Annotated in this window: 23 protein-coding genes; 1 reads left to right on the top strand and 22 read right to left on the bottom strand. The window is 49.1% G+C overall.

Features of this window, described 5'->3' with window-relative positions; translation table 11 throughout:
• Positions 1 to 54: 54 nt before the first annotated feature.
• The 22 genes from DW819_RS12195 to nusB form a co-directional block, all read right to left on the bottom strand.
• Complete coding sequence (locus tag DW819_RS12195; RefSeq protein WP_118733524.1) at positions 55 to 750, bottom strand: response regulator transcription factor; 696 nt, start codon at positions 748 to 750, stop codon at positions 55 to 57.
• Positions 740 to 1,885, bottom strand: coding sequence for a DUF4118 domain-containing protein (locus DW819_RS12190; protein WP_279220958.1), 1,146 nt, complete (start codon positions 1,883 to 1,885; stop codon positions 740 to 742). The genes DW819_RS12195 and DW819_RS12190 overlap by 11 nt, the downstream gene beginning before the upstream one ends.
• 130 nt (positions 1,886 to 2,015) lie before the next feature.
• Complete coding sequence (tpiA, locus tag DW819_RS12185; protein ID WP_118733523.1) at positions 2,016 to 2,768, bottom strand: triose-phosphate isomerase; 753 nt, start codon at positions 2,766 to 2,768, stop codon at positions 2,016 to 2,018.
• Positions 2,769 to 2,854: 86 nt separating this feature from the next.
• Positions 2,855 to 4,078, bottom strand: a complete 1,224-nt coding sequence (locus DW819_RS12180) for a phosphoglycerate kinase (protein WP_118733522.1) — start codon at positions 4,076 to 4,078, stop codon at positions 2,855 to 2,857.
• Between the two features lie 99 nt (positions 4,079 to 4,177).
• A complete protein-coding gene (gene gap, locus DW819_RS12175) occupies positions 4,178 to 5,209 on the bottom strand; it encodes a type I glyceraldehyde-3-phosphate dehydrogenase (RefSeq protein ID WP_118733521.1) in 1,032 nt (343 codons plus the stop codon).
• A gap of 245 nt (positions 5,210 to 5,454) precedes the next feature.
• Positions 5,455 to 7,128, bottom strand: coding sequence for a Na/Pi cotransporter family protein (locus DW819_RS12170; RefSeq protein WP_118733520.1), 1,674 nt, complete (start codon positions 7,126 to 7,128; stop codon positions 5,455 to 5,457).
• A 191-nt stretch (positions 7,129 to 7,319) separates the two neighbouring features.
• Positions 7,320 to 8,732, bottom strand: a complete 1,413-nt coding sequence (locus DW819_RS12165; RefSeq protein ID WP_243025839.1) for a M14 family zinc carboxypeptidase — start codon at positions 8,730 to 8,732, stop codon at positions 7,320 to 7,322.
• 3 nt (positions 8,733 to 8,735) lie between these two features.
• Positions 8,736 to 10,844, bottom strand: a complete 2,109-nt coding sequence (locus tag DW819_RS12160) for a polyribonucleotide nucleotidyltransferase (protein WP_118733519.1) — start codon at positions 10,842 to 10,844, stop codon at positions 8,736 to 8,738.
• A gap of 232 nt (positions 10,845 to 11,076) precedes the next feature.
• The gene (gene rpsO, locus DW819_RS12155; protein WP_118530908.1) at positions 11,077 to 11,343 is read right to left on the bottom strand and encodes a 30S ribosomal protein S15; all 267 of its coding nucleotides are present in this window, start codon (positions 11,341 to 11,343) and stop codon (positions 11,077 to 11,079) included.
• Positions 11,344 to 11,557: 214 nt separating this feature from the next.
• The gene (locus DW819_RS12150; RefSeq protein ID WP_118733518.1) at positions 11,558 to 12,016 is read right to left on the bottom strand and encodes a divergent PAP2 family protein; all 459 of its coding nucleotides are present in this window, start codon (positions 12,014 to 12,016) and stop codon (positions 11,558 to 11,560) included.
• A gap of 25 nt (positions 12,017 to 12,041) precedes the next feature.
• Positions 12,042 to 13,487, bottom strand: coding sequence for a glycogen synthase GlgA (gene glgA, locus DW819_RS12145; protein ID WP_118733517.1), 1,446 nt, complete (start codon positions 13,485 to 13,487; stop codon positions 12,042 to 12,044).
• A gap of 127 nt (positions 13,488 to 13,614) precedes the next feature.
• Positions 13,615 to 14,427, bottom strand: a complete 813-nt coding sequence (gene spo0A, locus DW819_RS12140; RefSeq protein ID WP_118733516.1) for a sporulation transcription factor Spo0A — start codon at positions 14,425 to 14,427, stop codon at positions 13,615 to 13,617.
• A 251-nt stretch (positions 14,428 to 14,678) separates the two neighbouring features.
• On the bottom strand, positions 14,679 to 15,968 hold the full coding sequence (gene spoIVB, locus DW819_RS12135; protein ID WP_118733515.1) for a SpoIVB peptidase: 1,290 nt from the start codon (positions 15,966 to 15,968) through the stop codon (positions 14,679 to 14,681).
• A 141-nt stretch (positions 15,969 to 16,109) separates the two neighbouring features.
• Positions 16,110 to 17,774 (bottom strand): DNA repair protein RecN, encoded by a 1,665-nt coding sequence (recN, locus tag DW819_RS12130; RefSeq protein ID WP_118733514.1) that lies wholly within the window; start codon positions 17,772 to 17,774, stop codon positions 16,110 to 16,112.
• Positions 17,775 to 17,792: 18 nt separating this feature from the next.
• Positions 17,793 to 18,245, bottom strand: coding sequence for an arginine repressor (gene argR / locus DW819_RS12125; RefSeq protein WP_118733513.1), 453 nt, complete (start codon positions 18,243 to 18,245; stop codon positions 17,793 to 17,795).
• Positions 18,246 to 18,259: 14 nt separating this feature from the next.
• Positions 18,260 to 19,087, bottom strand: coding sequence for an NAD(+)/NADH kinase (locus tag DW819_RS12120; RefSeq protein WP_118733512.1), 828 nt, complete (start codon positions 19,085 to 19,087; stop codon positions 18,260 to 18,262).
• 11 nt (positions 19,088 to 19,098) lie between these two features.
• The gene (locus tag DW819_RS12115) at positions 19,099 to 19,908 is read right to left on the bottom strand and encodes a TlyA family RNA methyltransferase (protein ID WP_118733511.1); all 810 of its coding nucleotides are present in this window, start codon (positions 19,906 to 19,908) and stop codon (positions 19,099 to 19,101) included.
• On the bottom strand, positions 19,905 to 21,833 hold the full coding sequence (dxs, locus tag DW819_RS12110; RefSeq protein ID WP_118733510.1) for a 1-deoxy-D-xylulose-5-phosphate synthase: 1,929 nt from the start codon (positions 21,831 to 21,833) through the stop codon (positions 19,905 to 19,907). The genes DW819_RS12115 and dxs overlap by 4 nt, the downstream gene beginning before the upstream one ends.
• A gap of 35 nt (positions 21,834 to 21,868) precedes the next feature.
• Complete coding sequence (locus DW819_RS12105) at positions 21,869 to 22,756, bottom strand: polyprenyl synthetase family protein (protein WP_118733509.1); 888 nt, start codon at positions 22,754 to 22,756, stop codon at positions 21,869 to 21,871.
• On the bottom strand, positions 22,743 to 22,946 hold the full coding sequence (xseB, locus tag DW819_RS12100; RefSeq protein WP_118733508.1) for an exodeoxyribonuclease VII small subunit: 204 nt from the start codon (positions 22,944 to 22,946) through the stop codon (positions 22,743 to 22,745). The genes DW819_RS12105 and xseB overlap by 14 nt, the downstream gene beginning before the upstream one ends.
• 54 nt (positions 22,947 to 23,000) lie before the next feature.
• Positions 23,001 to 24,236, bottom strand: coding sequence for an exodeoxyribonuclease VII large subunit (gene xseA, locus DW819_RS12095; RefSeq protein ID WP_118733507.1), 1,236 nt, complete (start codon positions 24,234 to 24,236; stop codon positions 23,001 to 23,003).
• A gap of 1 nt (position 24,237) precedes the next feature.
• Positions 24,238 to 24,690 carry a transcription antitermination factor NusB gene (gene nusB, locus DW819_RS12090; RefSeq protein WP_118733506.1) on the bottom strand — a complete coding sequence of 151 codons (453 nt, stop codon included), beginning with the start codon at positions 24,688 to 24,690 and terminating at the stop codon, positions 24,238 to 24,240.
• A gap of 194 nt (positions 24,691 to 24,884) precedes the next feature.
• Here nusB and DW819_RS12085 point away from each other — a divergent pair, with 194 nt between their 5' ends.
• Entirely contained in the window at positions 24,885 to 25,313 is a 429-nt protein-coding gene (locus tag DW819_RS12085; RefSeq protein ID WP_118733505.1) for a DMT family transporter, read from the top strand.
• Position 25,314 lies beyond the last annotated feature (1 nt).

Genomic DNA, 25,314 nt, shown 5'->3' with positions numbered 1-25,314 from the left:
TCTGTACGCGGTTTCCGGAACTTCGGACCTTTTAGTGGTTCCGTCTCAATATTTTTATTCCTTCATCCGGTATCCTACTCCGATCTCTGTGAAAATATAATGCGGCTCTGCCGGGTTGCTTTCCAGTTTTCGGCGGATATTGGCCATATTTACGCGAAGAATCTGGTTATCGGTATCAGCATACGGTCCCCAGATTTCCTTCAGGATAAAATCATAGGTCAGTACTTTTCCTGCATTCTTTGCAAGCAGGGATACTAGCTTATACTCAATCTGGGTCAGATGGATATCTTCTCCATTTAACATTACCACCCGTTTGTCAAAATCGATGACCAAGCCATCCCGGGAATAAACTGTCTCGCGCGGCCCGGTACTTGCAACCTGAGCACTGTGCCGCAGAGCAGTACGGATACGGGCCAGAAGTTCTTCAGATCCGAACGGCTTTGTTATGTAATCATCTGCTCCCTTGTCAAGTGCCTGGACTTTTTCTCCCTCCTGGGTTCTGGCTGAAATCACAATAACCGGAACTGCCGAAAAGCCTCTCACACGCTCAAGGACCTCACCTCCGTCAATATCCGGCAGACCCAGATCCAGAAGGATCAGATCCGGATGATGAGAAGTACACAGAGAAAGTCCGGACATCCCATTCATGGCACGCAGAGCCTTGTAACCATTTGATATCACGATCGTTTCAATGTAATTTCCAATATTTTTCTCATCCTCAATGATCAGAATCACCTGTTTATTTGTCATATTCTTCATCCTCTTCTAATGGTAATGTAAAAATAAATTCAGCACCTTTTAAACGGTTTGCTGCCTCAATGGTTCCGTTATGGGCATTGATAATCGTCTTGCAGATGGTCAGGCCAATTCCCATTCCCTTATGGGAATCGCCACTCGCGTTTGGTTCAATTCCCGCACCGTCAAAAATCGTTTTCAGGCGTTCCGGATCGATTCCTTTTCCGTAGTCCCGGATATGAAAGGCCACACAATCATTTCTCTTTTCTACATAAAACTCAATTGGTTCATCCGTTCCGGAATGATATACTGCATTTTCCAGAAGATTGATGATCACCTGTTCAATCAGGGTCGCATCCATCGGTACCATCAGAAATTCATCCGGAACTCTCACATCCACCTTTCCCTGCGGAAGACGCTTGCGGAAACGCTGCACAGCCTCTGCCACCACCTCCTCAAGAGGCTCCGGCGAAGTATTCACATGGGTATCTTCCACCCGGATCCTGGTCACAGATAACAGGTTTTCTACCATATTTAACAGCCAGTTGGCATCCTCCCGGATTCCCGCTAAAAGCTCCCTGCGCTTTTCTTCCGTCAGTTTCGGGCTGTCACTCAGCGCTGTGTCTGCCAAACCGATAATGCTGGTTAACGGAGTTCTCAGATCATGAGATACCGCCCGCAGCAGATTTGCCCGCATAGTCTCCTTCTCAGCCTCCACCAGCATTTTCTCCCGCTGATTCAGAAGCTTGCTCTGCTTCTTAAAACGAGTTGTTGTAGTACTGGTAATCGAAGATACCAGCATCATGCCAATAAAAGTTACCGGATATCCATCCAGGGAAAAATTAAAATTCATATATGGATAAGTAAATACATAGTTTACAAAAAACACGCCAAACAATGAGGTAATGATGCCGGTAATGTAACCGGTGGTATAACGTGCCACCAGCATGACCGCCAGCACATAGATAATTGCCACACTGGTAGAGTTCCTGCTGAAATGGAAAAAGGCCTGTGCCATAACAGTAGAGATTCCCATGATCAGAAGCGTTACCGACACATTATGCAGAATGACTTTTTTCATATCTAAATGTTCTTTTTCTGTTTTTTTCTGTTTTTCTCTGTTGCTTTTCTGTTTTACTGTTTCACTCATGATACTTCCCCCGAAGGTCAAAAAATGGGAGCGGAAAAAATCCGTTCCCATTTATTTTACACTAAAAAGATTAGCGTGTATAGTTTTTGAAATACCAGATGGAATTCCTTAACAATCCCTTTACGGCATTCTATTTGTTATAATTCACAATTGCGCCGAAATCCGGTTTCAGGGACGCACCACCAACCAGGCCGCCATCGATATCTGCCTGTGCAAACAGCTCCGGTGCACTTGCAGCAGATACGGAACCGCCATACTGGATACGGATAGCTGCTGCGGTTGCCTCATCGTAGATCTCGCCAATGCATGCGCGGATGGCTGCACATACTTCCTGTGCCTGCTCGGTCGTAGCTACTTTTCCGGTTCCGATCGCCCAAATCGGCTCATATGCGATGACTGCGGTCTTTGCCTGATCTGCGGTTACGTTTAAGAAGGCAATCTTGATCTGCTGACGGATCCAGTCGATGGTAATGCCCTGCTCTCTCTGAGTCAGACTCTCACCACAGCAGATGATCGGGGTAATACCGTGCTCAAATGCTTTAAGAACTTTCTTATTTACAGTTTCGTTGGTCTCTGCGAAATACTCTCTTCTCTCAGAGTGACCGATGATCACATATTTTACACCTGCATCCACCAGCATATTCGGAGAAATTTCGCCGGTGTAGGCGCCTTTTTCCTCGAAGTACATATTCTCGGCACCGATCTGGATGTTGGTTCCCTTTGCTGCTTCCATAGCCGGGATGATGTCGATAGCCGGAACGCAGAGCAGAACATCAACCTCATCGTTCTGTACAAGTGGTTTTAACGTATTGATCAGGGCAACTGCCTCAGAAGGTGTCATGTTCATCTTCCAGTTGCCTGCGATAATTTTTTTTCTGGACATTTTGAGTTCCTCCTCAATGTTTACTTATGGAAACTTCCCCTTACTAAGCTCGAAGCTGCGCCTGCGGCTTGTTCTCACTTAAGTGCTTACTTATCATCTGCTGCTGCTACGCCCGGAAGAGATTTTCCCTCTAAGAACTCCAGGGATGCGCCGCCGCCGGTGGAAATGTGACTCATCTTATCAGCAAAGCCGAGCTGGTTCACTGCTGCTGCGGAATCACCACCGCCGATGATGGTGGTTGCGTCGGTCTCTGCCAGTGCTTTTGCTACCGCAATGGTACCTGCTGCCAAAGTCGGGTTCTCGAATACGCCCATCGGTCCGTTCCATACAACCGTTTTGGCACTCTTAACAGCCTCTGCATACAGTTTTGCGGTCTCAGTACCGATATCCAGGCCCATCTGATCTGCCGGGATCTGGTCTGCCGCTACATTCTGAACCTCGATCGGTGCGTCGATCGGGTCCGGGAAGGATGCTGCTACTGCTGCGTCTACCGGAAGCAGTAACTTCTTGCCAAGCTTCTCAGCCTTCTCAAGCATCTCCTTGCAGTAATCTAACTTGGTATCGTCTACCAGGGACTTACCAATCTCTTTGCCCTCTGCTTTTAAGAAGGTGAATGCCATGCCGCCGCCGATAATGAGGGTGTCACATTTTTCAAGCAGATTGGAGATTACGTTTAACTTGTCTGCTACCTTTGCTCCGCCCAGGATCGCTACAAACGGTCTTACCGGATTTTCTACTGCGTTGCCCAGGAAATCGATTTCTTTCTGCATCAGGTAACCAACTGCGTTGGTGCCTCCCTTTGCAGTGATGAATTTGGTTACGCCCTCAACGGAAGCATGAGCTCTGTGGGAAGAACCGAATGCATCGCATACATAGTCATCTGCCAGGTCAGCCAGCTCTTTACTAAACTGCTCTCCGTTCTTGGTCTCCTCTGCGCCGCGGAAACGGGTATTCTGAAGCAGAACAACATCACCGTCTTTCATAGCCTCAACTGCCTTTGTAGCTGCCTCACCGGTTACATTGTAATCTGCTACAAATACTACATCCTTACCCAGCTTCTCGGACAGGCGTACTGCAACCGGAGCCAGGGACTCACCCTCGTTCGGGCCATTCTTCACTTTGCCCAGATGGGAACAGAGAATGACTTTTGCACCTTCACTGATCAGCTTCTGAATGGTCGGCAATGCAGCCACGATACGGGTCTCATCGGTGATGACGCCGTTTTTTAACGGTACATTGAAATCACAGCGAACGAGAACTCTTTTTCCTTTTAAATTTTTCAGATCATCAACACTTTTTTTGTTTAACATAGAGGTTATCCCCTTTCCACATTTACATAATAATTGTACAGAAAAGGGCCCGGTCCACACGTGACCGGACCCTTATGGAGTCTTTTGTAAGTTTTACACTTATGCCAGCTCTGCGAAGTACTTAATGGTGCGAACCATCTGGCTGGTGTAGGAGTTCTCGTTGTCATACCATGAAACAACCTGAACCTCGTACAGATCATCTGCGATCTGAGCCACCATGGTCTGGGTTGCATCAAACAGAGAACCATATCTCATGCCGATAACATCGGAAGAAACGATCGGATCCTCGTTGTAACCGAAGGACTCGCTAGCTGCTGCCTTCATAGCTGCATTGATGTCCTCTTTGGTAACACCGGCTTTCTTAACAACTGCGGTTAAGATGGTGGTAGAACCGGTCGGTACCGGAACACGCTGTGCGGAACCAATGAGTTTGCCGTTTAACTCCGGAATAACAAGACCGATTGCTTTTGCAGCACCGGTGGAGTTCGGAACGATGTTTGCAGCGCCTGCTCTTGCTCTTCTTAAATCACCTTTTCTGTGCGGGCCGTCCAGGATCATCTGGTCGCCGGTGTAAGCGTGAATGGTGCTCATGATACCGGACTGGATCGGAGCGTAGTCATTCAGAGCCTTTGCCATAGGTGCTAAGCAGTTGGTGGTGCAGGATGCTGCAGAAATGATGGTATCATCTGCAGTCAGAGTATTCTCGTTTACACTGTAGACGATAGTCTTTAAGTCGTTGCCTGCCGGAGCGGAGATAACTACCTTCTTTGCGCCTGCATCAATGTGAGCCTGTGCTTTTTCTTTGGAGGTGTAGAAACCAGTACACTCTAATACTACGTCTACGCCAATCTCGCCCCACGGAAGGTCAGCAGCCTTAGCCTCTTTGTAGATGGTGATCTTCTTGCCGTCTACAGTGATGGAATCCTCGCCAGCCTCTACAGTGTGCTTGCCCTCACCGATGTGACCTGCGTATCCGCCCTGTGCGGTATCGTATTTTAATAAGTGAGCTAACATCTTCGGATCGGTTAAGTCGTTGATTGCTACTACTTCATAACCCTCTGCGCCAAACATCTGTCTGAATGCCAGACGGCCGATACGACCAAAACCATTGATTGCTACTTTAACTGCCATGATTCATTCCTCCTAGATTGTTAAAAATATGATGATTGTTAAAAAGTCATCAACCTTGCTCTTATTGTACCTAATAACCTGCAAAATAGCAAGCCTTTTTTTACCATAATGACAAAAACCCGTTGATTATCGTCTTGTTTTTGTCAAAGGAGCCCTCCGGAGGTATGCTCCAAAGGGCTTCTTTTTGTGCTTTGTATACAGAATCCATGCAGAACATGTCATTCTGTTCACAATTATGTCAATTACTACATCTCGTCCTTGACATAGCCTGCCAGATTGTAGGCATGATCGGATACTCGTTCCAGGTTGCTGATGATATCCAGGAATACCACGCCTGCGGAAGCCTTGCACTCTCCCGCCGAAAGACGCTCAATGTGCTTCTCACGAAGCTCCTCTTCCTGGCTGTCGACATCGTCCTCATACTGGCTGACCTTGCGCACAGCCTCCATATTGCCGTTCTGTCTGGCATCGATGGCATACTGGAAGGATTTTAACACACTGTCGCTGATGGACTTTAAGTCATCCATACCGGTAGTGGAAAACTGAAGTCCGTGCTCAACCATGTACTGTGCCTGCTCCGCCAGGTTTTCCGCATGGTCACCAATACGCTCGATATCGCTGACACTGTAGAACAGGTTGTTTACAACTTTCTTTTGTTTCTCAGTCAGGGAAAGGTTATCTACCTTAATAAGGTACTCGGTCAGCATCTTCTCCATATTATTGATGGTCTGCTCGGTCTTGAATACCGTTTCCACCTCATCGGAGTTTACAGTCAGGACCGAATCAATGGCACGGACCACATTCTCATAGGTGATCTGGCCCATATGGACAACCTCAAGGGCTGCTGTCTCCACCGCAAATGCAGGAGACTCAAAGATACGCTCGTCCAGATGTTTGAGGGTGGCAGCAGTTTCCGCATCCTCTGCTACCGGCTCCTCCTCCGCCTTCTCCTTCACAACCATGCCGGAAATCTTAACCAGCACATCCGCGAACGGGAACAGTAATGTGGTCATAGACAGGTTGAAAATCGTGTGGAAGATGGAAATCTGCACTGCGTTAATATTGGAGGCCGCAAAGGCCGGACGCAGGCTGAAAAAGATAAATCCGATCGATCCGAACACAATCGCACCAATGACGTTAAAGGTCAGATGCATGACAGCCGCACGCTTGGCCGTGCGGGATCCGCCCATACTGGAAAGCATGGCAGTCACACAGGAACCAATATTCTGGCCCAGTGTAATATAGATAGCCGCATTTGTGGTTACAATGCCGTTCATGGCCAAAGTCTGCAGGATACCAACAGAAGCAGAAGAACTCTGCAGAAGCGCGGTAACCAGCGCACCGATGATCATGCCCAGAAGCGGATTGCCTCCTAATATTTCAAAGGCTTTCGCAAAAATCGGTGCATCCGTGTAGGGATTGATCGACCCTGACATAAAATCAAGACCAATAAACAAAAGGCCCAGACCGATCATGATCTCACCAATGGTCTTCTTTTTCTGACTCTTGGCAAAAACTAGCAGCAGTGCGCCAATACCGATGATAGCCGGTGCATAAAAGCCTGGTTTCATAACCTCAAAGGCATCACCCAGCTGGCTCATGGATACGATCCATGCGGTGATGGTGGTACCAATGTTAGCACCCATGATCACGCCGACCGCCTGGGACAAGTTCAATACACCTGCACTTACAAAACCGACTACCATGACCGTTGTGGCTCCACTGGACTGGATGATCGCTGTGATCAATGCGCCCAATGCAACCGCCAGGAACCGGTTGTTGGTAAGCATCCCAAGAAAACTGCTCATCTTGCTTCCTGCTGTCTTCTGCATACCGTCCGCCATGATATTCATGCCGTAAAGGAACATACCAAGACCGCCCAGGAAACCAAACCCGTTTGAAATGTCGCTGATTGACATACTCTCCTCCTCGTCTCGCGTACTCTTTTCTCTCTATTCTCTTCAGTCCGCAAACAGTTTAATCATACCATACCGCTTCTTCCATTTTCAACCGATTTTAAAATTTAGGTAATTTTTGGGTAAATAGCATGTAAAAATGCCCGTCACAAGTACCGTGACGGGCATTCTCAACGAATTTTGTTCAATTTTTGTTAATGATCTGCTGCATAAGCCGCAAGTGCTGCCAGAATGGACTGGTTGCTGTTCCAGACATTACCGAATTCACTGACCGGCATCGGGCAGGCCACACTTCCCACCTCAATGGTCAGGCTCGGGATCGGGCTGTCTTTGATCTGGACATAATCTTTGAATCCGCCTTTGCCGCTGCTTCTATTGATACGGTATCCGGTAATGCCGGTTACCAGCTCAGCAAGCGCTTTGGACTGTTCCACAACCTTATTTCCGGCGAAATCCCAGTACACCAGATTGCCCATACTGTGATAGCTGATGGTCATCGTCCAGTTTGCGGAATTAGCCAGATTGGCAAGGGCCTTGCTCTCCGGCTCAGAAAGTACGCTGGTTCCCTTGTAATTTGCATAGGAAGCATGGGAAGGTCCGGTGGTAATGGAGTCCCACAGAGCCGGGAAATTCTGGTTTAGGTCCACACCGCGTCCATTGGCCTTCCACAAAGCCTGATAGCGCTCAAAGCTCTGGGTAGTACGTCCGTCTGCCTGGTCCTGCGCATAACACTGGTTGACAATCTGGCGCAGATCTGCGGAACGAAGGGCAGACACTCCAAACTGGCTGATGGTAATCCCATCCGGATTGACCATCGGCACAATATGAATGGCTACTCCCGCAAGGATATCCGAAAGCTTTCGTCCCTGATAGCTTCCGCTGTCATAAAAAGCCAGAAGATGTTCTGCCTGTTTCATGACGAGGAGAGGTGTCATATATTCCCGTGCGTGAATACCTGCATGGATCAGGATCTGCCTGGATGCGTTCGGACTGCCAATAATCATCTCATAAAGACTTCTTCCATCCAGGCTGGTCCCGATGGTCTTCACCTGCAAATGGCTGCCGTAGCGCGATTTCAGGCTGCTGATATCACGGCTCATCTGGTCATAGCTGTATTTGTCTGTAACTTTTACGATCGGATCCGTCAGCTGACCGGCGAAAGAGATATCTCCCGCTCCGACGACAGCCGGAATTGTTATGCCAGATGAAGCCGAAACACCTCCGGGACCGGAAAACGCGCCTGAGGTCATGCCGCTTCCCACTGTGATGGTTCCTGAAGCACCGACTGCTGCTGGTCCGGCCAGTCCTCCTGCGGTTATGGTATTTCCTGCCAAGACTTCGCCTTCCCCGGCATTCACGGTTCCGGCAGAAGTATTTTCTCCGACTGTTACAATCTGGGATGTACTGCCCTGTGTTTCTGCTGCCGATGCCGGCGCGGTGGTTTCTGCCGCTGCTACACCTGCCGTCTCATTTCCTGTTCCCGGTGCTGATGTAAGTCCTGCCGGGTCAGCTCCATTGGCCACCGGTCCCTCAGCATAAGCCATAAAAGCACTACTGGCTACCATAAAGGCAGCCAGAGCACCTGTAAAATATCTTTTACAGTTCATAAATTAGTTTTCACTTTCCTTTTTTGCAAGGTCACCCGGCTTCATGCTCAGGCTGATCTTGCCCATTTTATCTACATCGAGAACCTTTACGGTTACCATATCTCCGATATTGACAACATCCTCAACCTTCTCCACACGCTTGTCGGAGAGTCTGGAGATGTGGATCATACCATCCTTTTTCGGTTTCAGCTCTACAAAAGCACCGAACGGCATAATGCGGACAACCTTACCTGTAATGATCTGACCCGGCTCAATGTCGGTTACGATATTCTTGATGATGCTCTTTGCTTTCTCGATCATCTCTTTGTCAGTACCGCAGATTCCTACATTTCCTTCCTCAGAAATGTCGATCTTCACACCGGTCTCCTCGATGATCTTGTTGATCACGCAGCCCTGCTTGCCAACCACATCACCAATCTTCTGCGGGTCGATGCTGATCTGATCGATCTTCGGAGCGTACTGGCCAACTTCTTTTCTCGGCTCAGAGATAGCCGGCTTCATGCAGGTATCCATGATGAAGAGTCTTGCCTCACGGCATCTTGCGATAGCGCCCTCTACGATCGGTCTGGTCAGGCCATGGATCTTGATATCCATCTGGATTGCGGTGATGCCATCGGTCGTACCGGTTACCTTAAAGTCCATATCGCCAAAGAAGTCCTCCAGGCCCTGGATATCGGTTAACAGAACGAAATCGTCGTCAGAATCACCGGTAACCAGACCACAGGAAATACCTGCAACCATCTTTTTGATCGGAACGCCTGCAGCCATTAAGGACATACAGGACGCACAGGTAGATGCCATGGAGGTGGAACCGTTAGACTCAAAGGTCTCAGATACCGTACGGATTGCGTATGGGAACTCTTCCTCCGACGGCAGCACCGGAATCAGCGCACGCTCAGCCAGTGCTCCGTGACCGATCTCGCGGCGTCCCGGTCCTCTGGACGGTTTGGTCTCGCCTACAGAGTAGGACGGGAAGTTATAATGATGCATGTAACGCTTGGATACCTCGTTTTCATCCAGGCCATCTAACTTCTGCTGCTCAGACAGCGGAGCCAGAGTGCAGACATTGCAGATCTGAGTCTGTCCACGGGTGAACATTGCAGAGCCATGTACGCGCGGGATCAGGTCAATCTCTGCTGCCAGCGGACGGATCTGGGTAATCTCGCGGCCATCCGGTCTCTTGTGGTCTTTTAAGATCATCTTGCGGACGGTCTTCTTCTGGTACTGGTATACAGCCTCACCAAGAACTGCCAGCCACTCCTCATTATCTGCAAAAGCCTCTTCCAGTTTCTCGGTAATCTGACGGATATTCTCCTCACGGGTCTGCTTATCATCCGTGAATACTGCCTCTTCCATCTGCTCCGGAGTTACGATCTCCCTGATGGCCGCAAACAGTTCCTCCGGAATCGCACAGCTCTCATAGCCGTGTTTTTCCTTGCCGCACTCTGCCACAATGGTATCGATAAACCGGATAATCTCCTGGTTCACTTCGTGAGCTTTATAGATCGCCTCGATCATCTTAGCTTCAGGAATCTCATTTGCTCCGGCCTCGATCATGATGACTTTCTCACGGGTAGATGCTACAGTTAAGTTTAAATCGCCCTGCTTCCACTGTGCCTGGGACGGATTGATGATAAATTCGCCGTCAATCATACCAACCTGTGTCATAGCACACGGACCGTCAAACGGAATATCGGAAATGCAGGTTGCGATTGCCGCGCCAAGCATCGCAACTAACTCCGGACGGCACTCCGGGTCAACACTCATGACCATGTTATTTAAGGTCACGTCGTTACGATAATCCTTCGGGAACAGCGGACGCATCGGACGGTCGATCACACGGGAAGTAAGGATCGCATTCTCAGATGCCTTGCCCTCTCTCTTGTTGAAGCCTCCCGGAATCTTTCCTACGGAATATAACTTTTCTTCATATTCCACGCTTAACGGGAAGAAATCGATACCGTCTCTCGGTTTGTCAGATGCGGTAGCGGTAGATAATACGGTGGTGTCGCCATAGTGCATGAATGCTGCGCCGTTTGCCTGCTTTGCCACTCTGTTTACATCAACAGTCAGAGTTCTTCCGGCAAGTTCCATACTAAAACTTTTGTACATGGTTTGTCTCCTTTTCTCTATCTATTTTCTATATATTCACAGAAGGCTCCGAAACTACTGCTCTGTACACAAAAGATCACGCGAGACCGAAAATGATTCTCAGTCTTATCCGCCCGCACATTTTGTGTATACAGCAGCGGCTTCGGGATACGCCTTCCAGAAAATATCAGGTTTTTGCAAAGTACGGAAAAAACAAAAGGGTGGAGATGACCTCTCCACCCTAACGTCCTAATTACTTTCTGATGCCTAACTTTTCAATCAGAGCACGATAGCCTTCCAGGTCAGTTTTCTTTAAGTAGTCAAGAAGACCACGTCTCTGACCTACCATCTTTAACAGACCACGTCTGGAATGATGATCCTTCTGATTGCTCTTTAAATGCTCAGTCAGCTCTGCGATTCTTGCAGTAAGGATTGCGATCTGAACCTCCGGTGAACCGGTATCTCCTGCTTTTCTGCCGTACTCAGCGATAATAGCTGCTTTCTTTTCCTTTGAAATCATGTTGATTTCCTCCTTAAATTTTTATACTCACCGCAAACCAGGTCTTTGGTTGGAGTATCCAAAAGACTGGGTCCCGGCGTTAACTCATACCAGAATATGATAGCATACCCGGTTATCCATGTCAACCTGTTTTTTGAATCACACTGCCGAATCGCACTGCTCACACAGACCCGTTCTGGTCAATGTCCAAAGACAAGGTCCGCAGCCTGAATGATCAGTAACACTGGTGTACGATCAGTGCAAGTATGATTCCCAATGCAGCGCCTGCTGCCACCTGAAGCGGTGTGTGTCCCACAAACTCTTTTAACCTCTGCTGGATTTCCTGGTTGTTTAAGTTAAACCAGTCCTGCTCCATAATCAGATTTAAGAGTTTTGCCTGCTTTCCGGTTTCCTGACGGACACCGATGGCATCATACATGACTACAGCTGCCAGTATAAAGCTGATGGCAAACTGAAACGAATCTACCCCGTAACAGAGTCCCGATGCCACGGTAAGCCCGCAAACCGTAGCAGAGTGAGAACTTGGCATGCCGCCGGAGCCCACAAGACGTTCCGGTGTAAAGCTCTTGTTCAGACCGAAATCGATGAGTGTTTTTAAAACCTGAGCAACTGTCCAGCCCACAACGGCGCTGACCAGTACTTCGTTACTCAGAAGCTTGTCCCAAAATCCCATGTTGTAATATCCTGCTTTCTAGGAATTAATATCCGATCAGCCAGTCGTAAAGCTCCTGGTACTTGCCGGCAGACTGCTGCCAGGAGAAATCTGCTGCCATAGCCCGGTCAATGATCTTGTTCCATTCACGTTTCCTGTCATAGTATACATGTTTGGCATAACGAATGGTATCCAGCATCTCATGTGCATTATAATTGGAGAAAGAGAAGCCGGTTCCGCGGCTCTCGTACTCGTTATAAGGCTCAACCGTATCCTTCAGTCCGCCGGTCTCACGCACAATCGGCACGCTGCCATAACGCAGAGCCATCAGCTGGCTTAAGCCGCATGGCTCAAAAAGGGAAGGCATCAGGAATGCATCACAGCCTGCATAGATCTTGTGAGACATCTCGTTGGAATAATAGATCTGGGCGGAAACCCGGTCATGATACTTCCAGTCATAGTGCCGGAACATGTTCTCATATTTCTCATCTCCGGTTCCCAGTACTACCAGCTGCATATCATCGCTGCAGAGTTCGTCCATAACACACTGCACCAGATCCAGTCCCTTCTGGTCGGTCAGACGGGAAACGATTCCCACCATGAATTTCTTTTCATCTACCGGAAGGCCAAGCTGTGCCTGGAGTTGTTTTTTATTTTTTCCCTTTTCCTTACGGAAATTCCTTGCATTGTACGGCTGCGCAATGAGCTTATCTGTCTCCGGATTAAACTCGTCATAGTCAATACCATTGACTATACCTCGCAGATCTCCGGCACGTGCGCGCATCAGGCCATCAAGTCCCTCCCCGTAGAACGGCATTTTGATTTCCTCTGCGTATGTCTGGCTGACAGTAGTGATGGCATCTGCAAAAACAATGCCTCCCTTTAACATATTTCCATCTTTGTAAGCTTCCAGCTTATCCGGCGTAAAGTAATAATCCGGCAGCATGGAAAAACGCTGGATCGTCTTCACGTCCCAGACACCCTGGAATTTCAGGTTGTGTATGGTCATAACAGACTTCATGTTCGCGAAGAACTCGCCGCCGCGGAACCGGTCTTTTAAATAAACCGGTATCAGTCCTGTCTGCCAGTCATGGCAATGTACCACATCCGGTTTAAAACCGATGACCGGAAGCGCAGATAAAGCTGCGTTACAGAAAAAAGAGAATTTTTCCAGATCATACAGCCAGTCTCCGTATGGTTTTGGTCCACTGAAATAGGATTCATTATCGATAAAATAAAAGGTAATCCCATCGTAGATATATTCCATGATTCCCACATAACGGCTTTGTCCCAGATAATCCATGTAGAAATGATCGATATAGGTCATCTCATTGCGCCATTTTTCCGGGATGCACAGATATTTCGGTATCATAACCCTGACATCAAAATACTCCTTGTCAAAGCACTTTGGCAAAGAACCTACCACATCAGCAAGACCTCCGGTCTTGATAAACGGAACTGCTTCTGATGCGACAAATAAAATGTTCTTCATACGAACCCCTCCTCTGCACCAGTCTGCCCCAAGCTGACTGTCTTAATTATCAGTATACATGATTTCTGACATTTTAGGAAGTAAAATCTTTATGAAACTTCGATTTTGAAGCAGACGATTGTGAATATCAGAGTGCCCGTTTATAATCCAGACGGATCTTATCCGTAATCAGCGCAATAAATTCCGAGTTTGTCGGTTTTCCCTTGCCGCTGTTTACTGTATATCCAAAAATCTCATGAATCATCTCCAGCTGTCCGCGGCTCCACGCCACCTCGATCGCATGGCGGATGGCTCGTTCCACACGGCTTGAGGTGGTGCCATGCTTCTTGGCAATGGTAGGATACAGTACCTTGGTAACCGACACCAGCATTTCCTTTTCTTCCACCGAAATGGTGATGGCATCCCGCAGATACTGATAGCCCTTGATATGCGCCGGGATTCCGATCTCATGAAGAAGCTGCGTAACATCATCCTCCAGGTTCTGGCGTATGTAATCTCCCTTGGCAAAATATGTCTCTGCCGGTTTTTCCCGCACAACAGACACCGTTTTTGTACGGATTCTCTCTTCTGCCACCAGATGAATCTTATCAAGCAGGATTTCCCGGTCAAACGGCTTTAAAATATAGTAGCTTGCGCCATTCCGGAAGGCTGCCGATGCCACTGTCTCATTGCCGGCCGCACTTACGATAATTACCGCCGGCATGTTCTTGCCGCTGCGAGCGGCACGAACCTTCTCCAGTACGGAAATCCCGTCCAATTTCGGCATAATCACATCCAGAAGCACAAGATCCGGACCCTTCTCCATGATCATCTGATAAGCATCTTCCCCATTGTCTGCCTTTCCTACCACAACAAATCCATCTTCCTCTTCCAGTATGCTGCTCAGCAGTTCCATCATCAGCGGGTTATCTTCTGCAATCACAATTTTTAATTCAGCCATGATCCATTCCTCCTGTTTCCAGATCCGACATTCTTTTTTTGTGTCTGCCGGACTGTTACATAATTTGTATTATACTCGCCGTCTTTGCAGGGCATCAATCTGCATCTCCCGCACTGTTCGACGTACTGCGCACGATTCGACAAACTATGCGGGCCTCAGCGCAGCCAGCCAGTGCTTTGCCTCTGCATTTCAGGCTTTCACTTATTCATAACGAATGGAAGATGGCGAATATAACGTCATTTTGAAAAAAATTATTTTTTTATCATATCTTCCACAAAAATCCCGTAGCCGCGGGTCGAATCCTGTACAAACACATGAGTCACCGCACCGACAAGCTTTCCATTCTGCAGAATGGGACTGCCGCTCATACCCTGTACAATCCCTCCGGTCAGTCTTAAAAGGCGCTCATCTGTTACCTGAAACACCAGGCTTTTATTCTCCCGTGACGGACTGTAATCTACCCGCTGGATTTCAATTTCATAATCACAGGCTTTCCCGGAAACATAACTTCGGATCCAGGCTGTGCCCCGCTTTACATCCTGCCGGTGCCCCACCTCTGCGGCAGGATGCTTTACAGTATCCCAGAAAGCCTGCTCCACCGTACCGAAAACACCGCATCCTGTATTGGATTTCACACTGCCCAGGCGGGAACCCGGACCATAGTAGATCACCCCTGCCATTACTCCCGGATTTCCGGCACTTCCCTTCTCAATTCCAAAAATCTCTGTTTCATACAGAGCACCATCCTCGATCTCCACTACGCGTCCGGTGTCACTGTCACTGATCCCATGTCCCAATGCTCCGAAGGTGCCATCCGGCTTTACGTAAGTCATGGTACCGATCCCCTGCGTATCATCCCGTACCCAGGCGCCAAGCTTCCGGCTTCCGTCCTCTGTTTTTACTGTATCTACAGAAAGATCCAGTTCTTTTCCGGCCCGCCTCACCCGCAAAAGTGCTTCACTCTCTCCCATGCTGTTCAGGCTGGTAATCAGCGATTCTTTATCAGAAAGAGGCTGGCCGTTGATCGCCTCAATGTAATCTCCGGACTGCAAAATTCCATATGCGGGCTCCGCCTCACCTCCATTTTCATCCGTCACCTTTCCGGTCCCGATAACCATAACTCCCCTGGATTTTAAATAGATTCCCACCGGCATACCGCATGGAACTGCATAGCAGACATCCTCCACATCCACGCTAATTTCTTTAAATGGAATGGTACCGAACAGCTTCAGTCCCAGGCGAAAGCTGCCATCCTTTCTGGCATACAGAGAAAATGTCTGATCTGGCCGGATGCGTATCTCATCCTGTGGAATGCCGGAATCCCCTTTCAATACCACTTCCTCGCTTTCGCTCAGCAGCGTGGTGTAAAGCGGCAGATCCAGAGAAAATGATGTTTCCTCGCCCTCCGCAACGCTGAAATGCTCCGGAATCTGGTGTTTTGCATAATACCAGCCATAACCTGCCGTAAAGATCAGGCTCATCCAGAATATTGCCGCAAGGATCCGGTAAAAATATTTTCCTGACCTGCATGTTTTTTTCATCCCGCTTTCCTCCTGTTCTGAAAGTACCATCTGACGCGCCGCGCGGCACATTCTCCGGTCAAATACAAGCAATGAAAAAGGAGCCTTTTTCAAGCTCCTTTCTAGTATGTGTGCGGAATATCAAAATCACACTGTCAGTTTTTAGTTGTGAGTTTTTGTCTGCCAGGCCAGTTCTTTCATCTCCCTTGCATTCTGAAGCACTGCATCCGTAATCTGTGCGCCTCCCAAAAGTCTTGCAAGCTCTGCAACCACCTCATCTTCTTTTAAACGGGTGATCCTGGTTTTTGTACTGGCTCCGTCTGTGGATTTTTTAATTTCAAAATGACAGTCTGCCATGGAAGCAATCTGCGGCAGGTGCGTGATACAGATGACCTGATGATTCCGGGCGATCACTGCCAGCTTTTCTGCCACCCTCTGAGCTGTGCGACCGCTGATGCCGGTGTCGATCTCATCGAAGATCAGGGTTGGAATGTCATCACTGTCAGCCAGCACGGTTTTTATTGCCAGCATAATACGGGAAAGCTCACCACCTGATGCCACCTGGCCCAGGGAACGCTCCGGCTCACCCGGGTTCGTGGAAATGACAAACTCTGCCTCATCAAAACCGGAGGCCGTGTAATGAGACAGCCGCCGGAATTCCATAGAAAACCGGACATCCAGAAAATTCAAATCGATCAGACCTGCCCGGATCTTCTCCGCCAGCTTTTTTGCTTCTTCCTGACGGACCGCAGAAAGCTCTGCACTTACAGCCTCCAGTGCTTTTTCTGCCTTTTGATACTGCTGTTCCAGCTGCATGCGGTACTCATCAAAATGCTCCAGCTGTTCCAGACGATTTTTCTTTTCTTCCAGGGCTTTTTCGATCTGTTCCACACCTGCGCCGTATTTGGCCTCCAGTCCGCGGATCAGATCCAGCCGGTCCTGTGCTTCCCGGTATGCCTGTTCATCAAAGTCAAGCTGTTCGAGATATTCTCCAATGGCATGATGAGCATCCGATAATACTGCTTCCGCATCGTACAGCTGATCCTGGATAGCCTTTAATTCCGGATCAAACTCTGCCACCTCACATACCTGATGCAGAGCATTGCCCACCGCTTCAGTATCTACTGCCCGATAGGCCGCAGACAGATTTTCCATGATCCGCCTTGCATTTCCATATTTTCTGCAGCAGGCCGCCAGACATTCTTCTTCTCCGGCTTTCAGCTGCGCGTTTTCAATTTCCTCAATCTCAAAGCGCAGGAAGTCTGCCTCTCTTCTTCGGCTCTCATTGTCTGTATCAAGCTGGCTTAACTGCTTTTCCAGACTGATATACTCCGCATAAAGAGATGCTGTCTGAATTTTCAACTGCTGTACCCGGGATTTGGCATAGGTATCCAGAATTTCCAGATGTTTTGAAGCATGAAGCAATGACTGATGCTCATGCTGTCCATGAATATCGATCAAAAGAGAAGTAACCTGTTTTAATCTGGCCGCGGTAACCGCCTCATCATTGATACGGCTCAGACTGCGGGATGGCATAATCTTGCGGCTGATGATCAGCGTTCCGTTTTCATCCGGCATCACATCCAGAGCCCGCAGCGCATCCTCCTTTTCCGGATCCACAGAGAAGACCAGCTCTACATAAGCATACTCAGCTCCGTTTCGGATCATCTCTTTGGAAGCTTTCTGCCCCAATGCCAGATTGACCGAGCCGATCATGATAGACTTACCGGCTCCGGTCTCACCGGTAAGGATATTCAGTCCGTCCTCCAGCTCCACATCCGCCGTTTCGATCAGAGCCAGATTTTTCACATGCAGTTCCAAAAGCATTGCTGCACCTCCTTTTGCCTATCTGGCAGAGATCAGTTTTTTTAATTTATCCATCAGAAGAATCGTATCATCCACGCTGCGCACTGCGCACATGATGGTATCATCTCCTGCAATACAGCCTACAATCTCATGAAAATGGATCTCGTCCAGTGCCGCGGCAACAGCCATAGCCATGCCGGACACAGTCTTGATCACAAGGATATTCTGCGCCATATCCATAGATACATACCCGTCCTTTAAAATACGGATATACTTATCACTGAAGGCGGTCTGGTTCTGCATGACCATGTAACGCTGGCGCCCATTTTCCGACTGCACCTTCGTCAGCTTCAGTTCCCGGATATCCCGGGAAATCGTAGCCTGCGTAACCTTATAGCCAGCCTGCTTCAGATGCTCTGCCAGTTCCTCCTGGGTCTCAATCTCATATTTACCTATCAGTTCTACAATTTTGCTGTGACGTTCCAGTTTCATCGGTTACCTCCGTTTTAAATACGGTTCATTTTCTGCCTGATATTTTCAAGAAATGATACGTTTTTCAGCTGAATAAGGGTGGTATATTTCGGCGCCCTGCAGATTTCAAGCTTTTCTCCATAGTGAAGCGGGAATACCTGATCCCCGTCAAATACAGCCGAGTAGGATTTGCCGCCGGACCACTTCACCAGACGGATACTGATGCGGTCCTCCGGTGAAAGTACAATACTTCGCGCGCTTATGGAATGAGAACAGATGGGTGTCAGCAGCATCAGCTGAGCTCCAGGAGCCACGATCGGCCCACCTGCCGATAAATTATATGCGGTGGATCCGGTTGGCGTGGCCGCGATGATACCATCTGCCATATACTCGTTGAAAAATGTATCGTTTAAGTAAACCTGGAAATGCAGCATCTGAAGCACATCCTGCCTGGTCAGGACAATCTCATTTAAGGCAATGCCCTTTACCGTTTTCTGCGCTCCTACCACGCTGCCTTCCAGCATCATGCGTTTTTCCAGCGTAAAGGAATCATTTAAAAGCGCATCCAGCACCGGATCCATGAATTCCTCCCCCGATACCTGGGTCAGATATCCCAGATGCCCCATGTTGATGCCCATCATGGGAAGCTCCAGGCTGATCAGATCTCTTGATGCCTGGATCAGGGTTCCGTCTCCTCCAAGCGTGATGATACACTCTGTATCTGTCGGAATCTGATCCGGTCTGGTATATCCCCGCGTATGCATGCAGGCTGCCCCTCGCCGTAAAAATTCTGCCTCAAGTTTTTCCGCCATACCCAGGGCCCCCGGCTTGGAAGGATTGGCGATCAGATAAAAATGTTTCATAAAGTCTCCTGTTATTTATCCAGTTCCCCATGAGCTGCATCCACGATTGCTTTCGCATTCACCTGGTACTCCGGATAAATCTTTCCATCAACATGATTCTGGAGATAGAGGAGATATTCGATATTGCCCTCCGGTCCCTTGATCGGGGAATACTCCAGATTCAGGATTTCAAATCCGATACTCACCGCAAACTCGATCACCTTCTCGATCACTTCCAGGTGAGTGCTCTTCTCACGCACCACACCTTTCTTGCCGACCTTCTCCCGTCCTGCCTCAAACTGCGGTTTGATCAGACAGACGATCTGTCCGTCATCGGCCAGAAGCGCCTTTACTGGTCCCAGTACTTTGGTCAGCGAAATGAAGGACACATCAATGGAAGAAAAATTGATCCGATCGGTGATATCCTCCGGAGTTACATAGCGGATATTGGTCTTTTCCATACAGACCACGCGGGGGTCATTGCGAAGCTTCCAGTCCAGCTGTCCATGCCCGACATCGACCGCGTATACCTTCACCGCGCCGTTCTGCAGCATGCAGTCGGTAAATCCGCCGGTAGAAGAACCTACATCCATACATATCTTATCTTTTAATTGGACGCCAAAATGAGTCATTGCCTTCTCTAATTTCAGGCCGCCGCGGCTGACATATTTCAGGGTTGCGCCGCGCACTTCAATATTAGCTGTCTCCTCGAACATGGAACCAGCCTTGTCTTCCTTCTGTCCGTCTACATAAACGATTCCTGACATGATGATGGCTTTTGCTTTCTCTCTGGAAGCGGCAAGTCCCTTGTTCACGATCAGGATATCCAGTCTTTCCTTCATGCTTTTTCCTCTTTCTGTTCTTCGTTTGCGGCTGTTTCCATGGCATTCATGCTCTTATCCAGCGGCCCCCATGCCATCCGCATGGTGCGGATCACAGAATCACTGTCAATCCCAAGTGTCTGTCGAAGCACCGATACATTGCCATGCTCCACGTAAGCGTCCGGCAGCGCGATCGTCAGCACATGCACATGCGGATAATGCTCCTGCACATATGCTTTAACCTGTAAACCGTATCCCCCCTGAAGCACATTTTCCTCCAGAATCACCATAAGCTCATGAGCCTGTGCCAGCCGGTCTGCCAGTTCATAGTCTACCGGCTTAATAAACCTGCCGTTTGCCAGGGTACAATGAAAGCCTGCAGATTTTAATTTTTCCCGCACATGTTCTGCGGTACTCACCATGCTTCCCACCGCCAGCAGGGCGATGCGGCTTCCCTCATAAAGAAGCTCTCCCTTTCCATATTCGATGGGTGCATCAAATTCCTTTAATCCACGGTATGCCTGTCCCCGCGGATATCGAATAGCGATCGGTCCGTCATAATGGCATACTGCAAATTCCAGTTCCTGTCTCAACTCCCACAGATTTTTCGGAGCCATGATGCTCATGTTCGGAATGCAGCTTAAATACGACAGATCAAAAATACCCTGATGGGTTTCTCCGTCACTTCCCACCAGTCCGGCCCGGTCCAGTGCGAAGATTACCGGCAGATTCTGAATGCAGACATCGTGAAGTACCTGGTCAAATCCCCGCTGCAGGAAGGACGAATAAACCGCTACCACCGGCTTTAAGCCGGCCGCAGCCATCCCTGCCGCAGAAGTTACCGCATGCTGCTCCGCAATTCCCACGTCAAAGAACCGGTCCGGAAAATATCTGGAAAAGGCATTTAATCCGGTTCCGTCCGGCATGGCCGCCGTGACAGCCACCAGACGATTTTCCGTTTCTGCCAGCCTGCAGATTTCTTTGGAAAACACATCCGTATAAGTCGGATATATCTTTTCTTTTAATGACTTGCCGGTGGCAATATCAAACGGATCAATCCCATGAAACCGGGATGGGTTCTTCTCTGCCGGAGCATAGCCCTTTCCCTTTTTGGTCAGCACATGGACAAGCACCGCATGATCCATCCGGCGTGCTTCTTTTAACGTTTTGACCATGGCTTTGATATCGTGTCCGTCTACCGGCCCCAGATATGTCACACCCATATTTTCAAAAAGCATTCCCGGAATCACCAGCTGCTTGATGCTGTCCTTGGTACGGCTGATCTTCTCAACCAGTCCGGCGCCCACTACCGGAATTTTGAGCAGAGTTTCTGATACCCGGCGTTTCAGTTCATTATATCCTGCGCCGGAACGCAGGCTGCTTAAATATTTGGACATGCCGCCGACATTTTCTGAAATAGACATGTTATTGTCGTTCAGTACAATGATAAAATTCTTTTTCAGATGGGCTGCGTTATTTAATGCCTCGTAGGCCATTCCGCCGGTCAGCGCACCGTCCCCGATAACAGAAATGACTGCATAATCCTCTCCCAAAAGATCTCGGCCCTGTGCAATGCCGAGCCCGGCTGAAATGGAAGTGGAGCTGTGTCCTGTGTCAAAAGAATCGTAAGGGCTTTCCTTGCGTTTCGGAAACCCGCTCATGCCGCCATATTGCCGCAGTTCATCAAACATTTCCCTGCGTCCGCTTAATATCTTATGGGTATAGGACTGATGTCCCACATCCCAGATTACCTTATCTCTCGGCAGATCAAAGGCCAGGTACAGGGCAATGGTCAGCTCTACAACACCCAGGTTGGAAGCCAGATGCCCGCCGGTCACACTGATCTTTTCGATCAGGAACTGACGGATCTCCGCAGCCAGTGTCTTTAATTCCTCCGGGCTTAAATTTTTCACGTCCCATGGACCTTCTATGTGTTCCAGAATCATGTTCTTGCAGCCCCCGTATTTCCTAAGGTTTTCTCCTATTTTTTACGTTCCACCAGCATGGCGATCAGATTTTCCAGAAATGCATTATTCCCCGGAAGCTCCTTTAACAGACTGACTGCACGGGCAGATATCTCTTCTACATTCTTCTTTGCCTGCTCCAGTCCCACCAGTGTCACGTAGGTTGTTTTCTGATTTTTTTCATCGCTTAAGACCGGTTTGCCCAGTGCTTCACTGGTGCTGGTCACATCCAGAATATCATCCTGGATCTGGAAGGCCAGCCCGACTGCGGAAGCGATTTCTTCCACACACTTTACTTCATCCGCCGAAGCGCCGCCCAAAATGGCTCCGATCATCATGGAAGCCTCTAAGAGCGCCCCTGTCTTTAACCGGTAGATAAAATCCAGCTTTTCCTGCGGAACCGGCTTTCCGGTCAGTTGCACATCCACGACCTGACCACCGATCATGCCGTAAATACCGGTCTTTTCTGCCAGCACCTGAATGGCTCTTGCTGCCCGGTCCGGGTACCTAGTCATGGCAAAGGCCCGGGATGCTGTCTCGAATGCATAGATCATGAGGGCATCGCCCGCCAGAACTGCCATATCGTAGCCGAATTTCTTCCAGGTAGTAGGAAGGCCGCGGCGAAGCTCGTCATTGTCCATGCAGGGGAGATCATCATGAATAAGCGATGAGGTGTGGATCATCTCCATGGCTGCCATGAAGGGTTCCACAGCTTTCTCCGTACCGCCAAACAGATGATAAGTTTCTTCCATGAGCATGGGGCGCAGGCGTTTTCCGCCAGCCCGCACACTGTAATTCATAGCCTCAAAAATTGTCTTCTGATATCCTTCTTCAGCCGGAAGGTAGCTGTCTACAATGCTCTCAACCTCTCCGGTCCGCTTCTTCAGTTCTTCACGCATCTCCATCTTCCTCTGCACCTCCCTGCAGGATGATCATCTGCTTTTCTACTTTATCGATCTTGTCATTACAGGCCTTTACCAGCTTCATGCCTGCCTCGTAACAGGCAAAGGATTCCTCCAGTGTGGTATCCGGAGACTCCAGCTTTTCCAGGAGTTCCTCCAGCTCCGTAAAGGTCTGCTCTATTGATTTTTCCATATCTGCTCCTTCTGCTCACCTGCCCTGTTTCTGAAACATAGCATTGCTTCTGTCTCAATCACTGCTTTCCTTTCTGAAGTCCAGCGTTTTCTGATACGGTATCGTTTCAATAACCTGCGCCCGGATTCTTCCATCGGAAATACGCAGGCTGATTTTTTCTCCCGGTACTGCCTGAGAAATACTGGACAGACGTTTTCCTTCTGCATCCGTCACAAAGCCATAACCGTTGCTGATTTTTGACAGCGGTGAGGCCCCATGCAGCTGTCCGCCAAGAAGTGCCAGCCTGTGACGTGCTCCGGTCAGCCTCTGCTCCATGGCACGCTTTAAATTTTCTTCCATGTCTGCAAGGTGCTGTCTCTGTTCTCGCAGATTTCTCTGTGGGTCATGCAGCTTTAACCGCAGCCGGTACTGCTCCGCACGGGAACGGGCTGTCTCTATTTTTCGCTCCATTGCCTGGTTAAATAACGCCTGATAAGAAAGACGCGCCGCCTCAAACTGACGGTAATCAAATACAGCAAGCTCTGCCGCCGCAGACGGAGTCGGTGCCCGAAGATCTGCCACATAATCGGCAATAGTCACATCAGTCTCATGCCCTACAGCAGAAATCACCGGGGTAATGCAGTCAAAGATCGCACGCGCCACAATTTCCTCATTGAACGCCCACAGATCTTCAATGGAACCGCCGCCCCTCCCCACGATCAGCACATCCAGTCCCATTTTGTCCAGGGTACGGATTCCGGCTGCAATAGAAGCAACTGCCCCGTTCCCCTGTACCAGAGCCGGATACAGGATCAGCTGAACATAGGGATTTCTCCGGTTCGTGATGTTCATAATATCGCGGATGGCCGCGCCGGTAGAAGCCGTCACAACACCCACCGCCTTTGCGTACCGTGGAATGGGCTGTTTGTACTCCTGGGCAAACATGCCCATCTCCTCCAGCTCATCCCGAAGCTTTATAAAACGCTGGTATAAATCGCCGCGGCCCTCCTGCTCGATCTTTCTGGCATACAACTGGTACTTTCCATCCCGTTCGTAGATATCGATCGAACCGGTCACTACCACCTGCTGTCCTTCCTGTAACTGAAAAGAGAGACCTTTCCTCTGGCCGGCAAACATGACTGCCGCCAGAGTTCCGGTCCCGTCCTTCAGCGTAAAATATATATGTCCTGATGTATGGTACTTGCAGTTTGATACCTCGCCCCGCACCGTAATACGGCTGAGGGCAAAGTCCTGGGCAAACATATTCTTAATATAGGAATTCACCTGGGAAACAGAATACACACTTGCCATATTATTCCTCGGTCACTAACTTCGCCAGAACACCGTTGATAAATGCCGGTGAATCCTTTCCGCCAAATTTCTTCGCAAGATTTACCGCCTCATTGATGGCCACCTTGGAAGGCACCTCGCTGTCATACTGCATCTCATAAACAGCCTGGCGCAGGATGGTAAGCTCTACCTTTCCCATGCGGCTGGTCTTCCAGCCCTGAGCTACTTCGTCGATGCGGGCATCCAGTTCCGGGATCTTTCCGACAATTCCCTCCACACGGTCAGTCAGGAATGTGCGGTCAACCTCTTTCATCTCCACATTGTGGACAATCTCTTCTGTTCCGTTTTCTGCAACGTCATCCTCTTCCGGAGCGTCAAAATACTGCTCCACCTGGGTCTTTATTTCCTCTGTCGGGTAGAATTCCACTCCAAACAGGATCTTAAAACAATGCTCACGCATCTCTCTTCTGGTCATCTGTCTTTCTTCCTCCTGATGTAACTGTTCAGTGTCTTCCGCACAGTTATTCAATCTTACGCATTATCATAGCATACTTTTTTCTGTTTCACAAGTCCAGCCGCCTTCACCTGGTATAAAAACTGCCGCAGAAGACACACTAAAAAACATCTTATGCGGCAAAGTTTTATTTTCTTATGAAAGGAGATATTTTTATGTTTGGATTTCTGATTGCCCTGATATCTGGTGCCCTCATGAGCATTCAGGGTGTCTTAAACACCGGACTGACCCGGCAGACCGGCATCTGGCTTTCTGCAGGCTGGGTCCAGATCAGCGCCTTTTTCACCTGTGTGGTTCTCTGGCTGTTTTCCGAGCGGACCCCTATTTCCTCCCTGCTCTCTGTACGGCCCCGGTACATGGCCATCGGCGGGGTTCTGGGTGCCTTCATCACCTGGACCGTCATACGCAGTATGGATAGACTCGGGCCCGCAAAAGCCACGCTCTTTATTGTAGTGACCCAGATCATTGTGGCTTATCTGATCGAGCTGTTCGGATGCTTCGGCGTGGAAAAAGCATCATTTGAATGGCAAAAAGTAATCGGGGCACTGGTCGCTATCGGTGGGATCATTCTGTTCCACTGCTGAA

The organism is Clostridium sp. AM33-3 (genome assembly GCF_003480315.1).
Taxonomy (GTDB): domain Bacteria; phylum Bacillota; class Clostridia; order Lachnospirales; family Lachnospiraceae; genus Brotaphodocola.
The sequence above is the reverse complement of the archived record's forward strand: the minus strand, read 5'-3'. Positions and strand labels throughout refer to the sequence as shown.

Coding starts and splice junctions, on each gene's coding strand:
- DW819_RS12195 (WP_118733524.1), bottom strand. CDS start 750: ATGACAAATAAACAGGTGATTCTGATCATTGAGGATGAGAAAAATATT.
- DW819_RS12190 (WP_279220958.1), bottom strand. CDS start 1,885: ATGAGTGAAACAGTAAAACAGAAAAGCAACAGAGAAAAACAGAAAAAA.
- tpiA (WP_118733523.1), bottom strand. CDS start 2,768: ATGTCCAGAAAAAAAATTATCGCAGGCAACTGGAAGATGAACATGACA.
- DW819_RS12180 (WP_118733522.1), bottom strand. CDS start 4,078: ATGTTAAACAAAAAAAGTGTTGATGATCTGAAAAATTTAAAAGGAAAA.
- gap (WP_118733521.1), bottom strand. CDS start 5,209: ATGGCAGTTAAAGTAGCAATCAATGGTTTTGGTCGTATCGGCCGTCTG.
- DW819_RS12170 (WP_118733520.1), bottom strand. CDS start 7,128: ATGTCAATCAGCGACATTTCAAACGGGTTTGGTTTCCTGGGCGGTCTT.
- DW819_RS12165 (WP_243025839.1), bottom strand. CDS start 8,732: ATGAACTGTAAAAGATATTTTACAGGTGCTCTGGCTGCCTTTATGGTA.
- DW819_RS12160 (WP_118733519.1), bottom strand. CDS start 10,844: ATGTACAAAAGTTTTAGTATGGAACTTGCCGGAAGAACTCTGACTGTT.
- rpsO (WP_118530908.1), bottom strand. CDS start 11,343: ATGATTTCAAAGGAAAAGAAAGCAGCTATTATCGCTGAGTACGGCAGA.
- DW819_RS12150 (WP_118733518.1), bottom strand. CDS start 12,016: ATGGGATTTTGGGACAAGCTTCTGAGTAACGAAGTACTGGTCAGCGCC.
- glgA (WP_118733517.1), bottom strand. CDS start 13,487: ATGAAGAACATTTTATTTGTCGCATCAGAAGCAGTTCCGTTTATCAAG.
- spo0A (WP_118733516.1), bottom strand. CDS start 14,427: ATGGCTGAATTAAAAATTGTGATTGCAGAAGATAACCCGCTGATGATG.
- spoIVB (WP_118733515.1), bottom strand. CDS start 15,968: ATGAAAAAAACATGCAGGTCAGGAAAATATTTTTACCGGATCCTTGCG.
- recN (WP_118733514.1), bottom strand. CDS start 17,774: ATGCTTTTGGAACTGCATGTGAAAAATCTGGCTCTGATCGAAACGGCG.
- argR (WP_118733513.1), bottom strand. CDS start 18,245: ATGAAACTGGAACGTCACAGCAAAATTGTAGAACTGATAGGTAAATAT.
- DW819_RS12120 (WP_118733512.1), bottom strand. CDS start 19,087: ATGAAACATTTTTATCTGATCGCCAATCCTTCCAAGCCGGGGGCCCTG.
- DW819_RS12115 (WP_118733511.1), bottom strand. CDS start 19,908: ATGAAGGAAAGACTGGATATCCTGATCGTGAACAAGGGACTTGCCGCT.
- dxs (WP_118733510.1), bottom strand. CDS start 21,833: ATGATTCTGGAACACATAGAAGGTCCATGGGACGTGAAAAATTTAAGC.
- DW819_RS12105 (WP_118733509.1), bottom strand. CDS start 22,756: ATGGAGATGCGTGAAGAACTGAAGAAGCGGACCGGAGAGGTTGAGAGC.
- xseB (WP_118733508.1), bottom strand. CDS start 22,946: ATGGAAAAATCAATAGAGCAGACCTTTACGGAGCTGGAGGAACTCCTG.
- xseA (WP_118733507.1), bottom strand. CDS start 24,236: ATGGCAAGTGTGTATTCTGTTTCCCAGGTGAATTCCTATATTAAGAAT.
- nusB (WP_118733506.1), bottom strand. CDS start 24,690: ATGACCAGAAGAGAGATGCGTGAGCATTGTTTTAAGATCCTGTTTGGA.
- DW819_RS12085 (WP_118733505.1), top strand. CDS start 24,885: ATGTTTGGATTTCTGATTGCCCTGATATCTGGTGCCCTCATGAGCATT.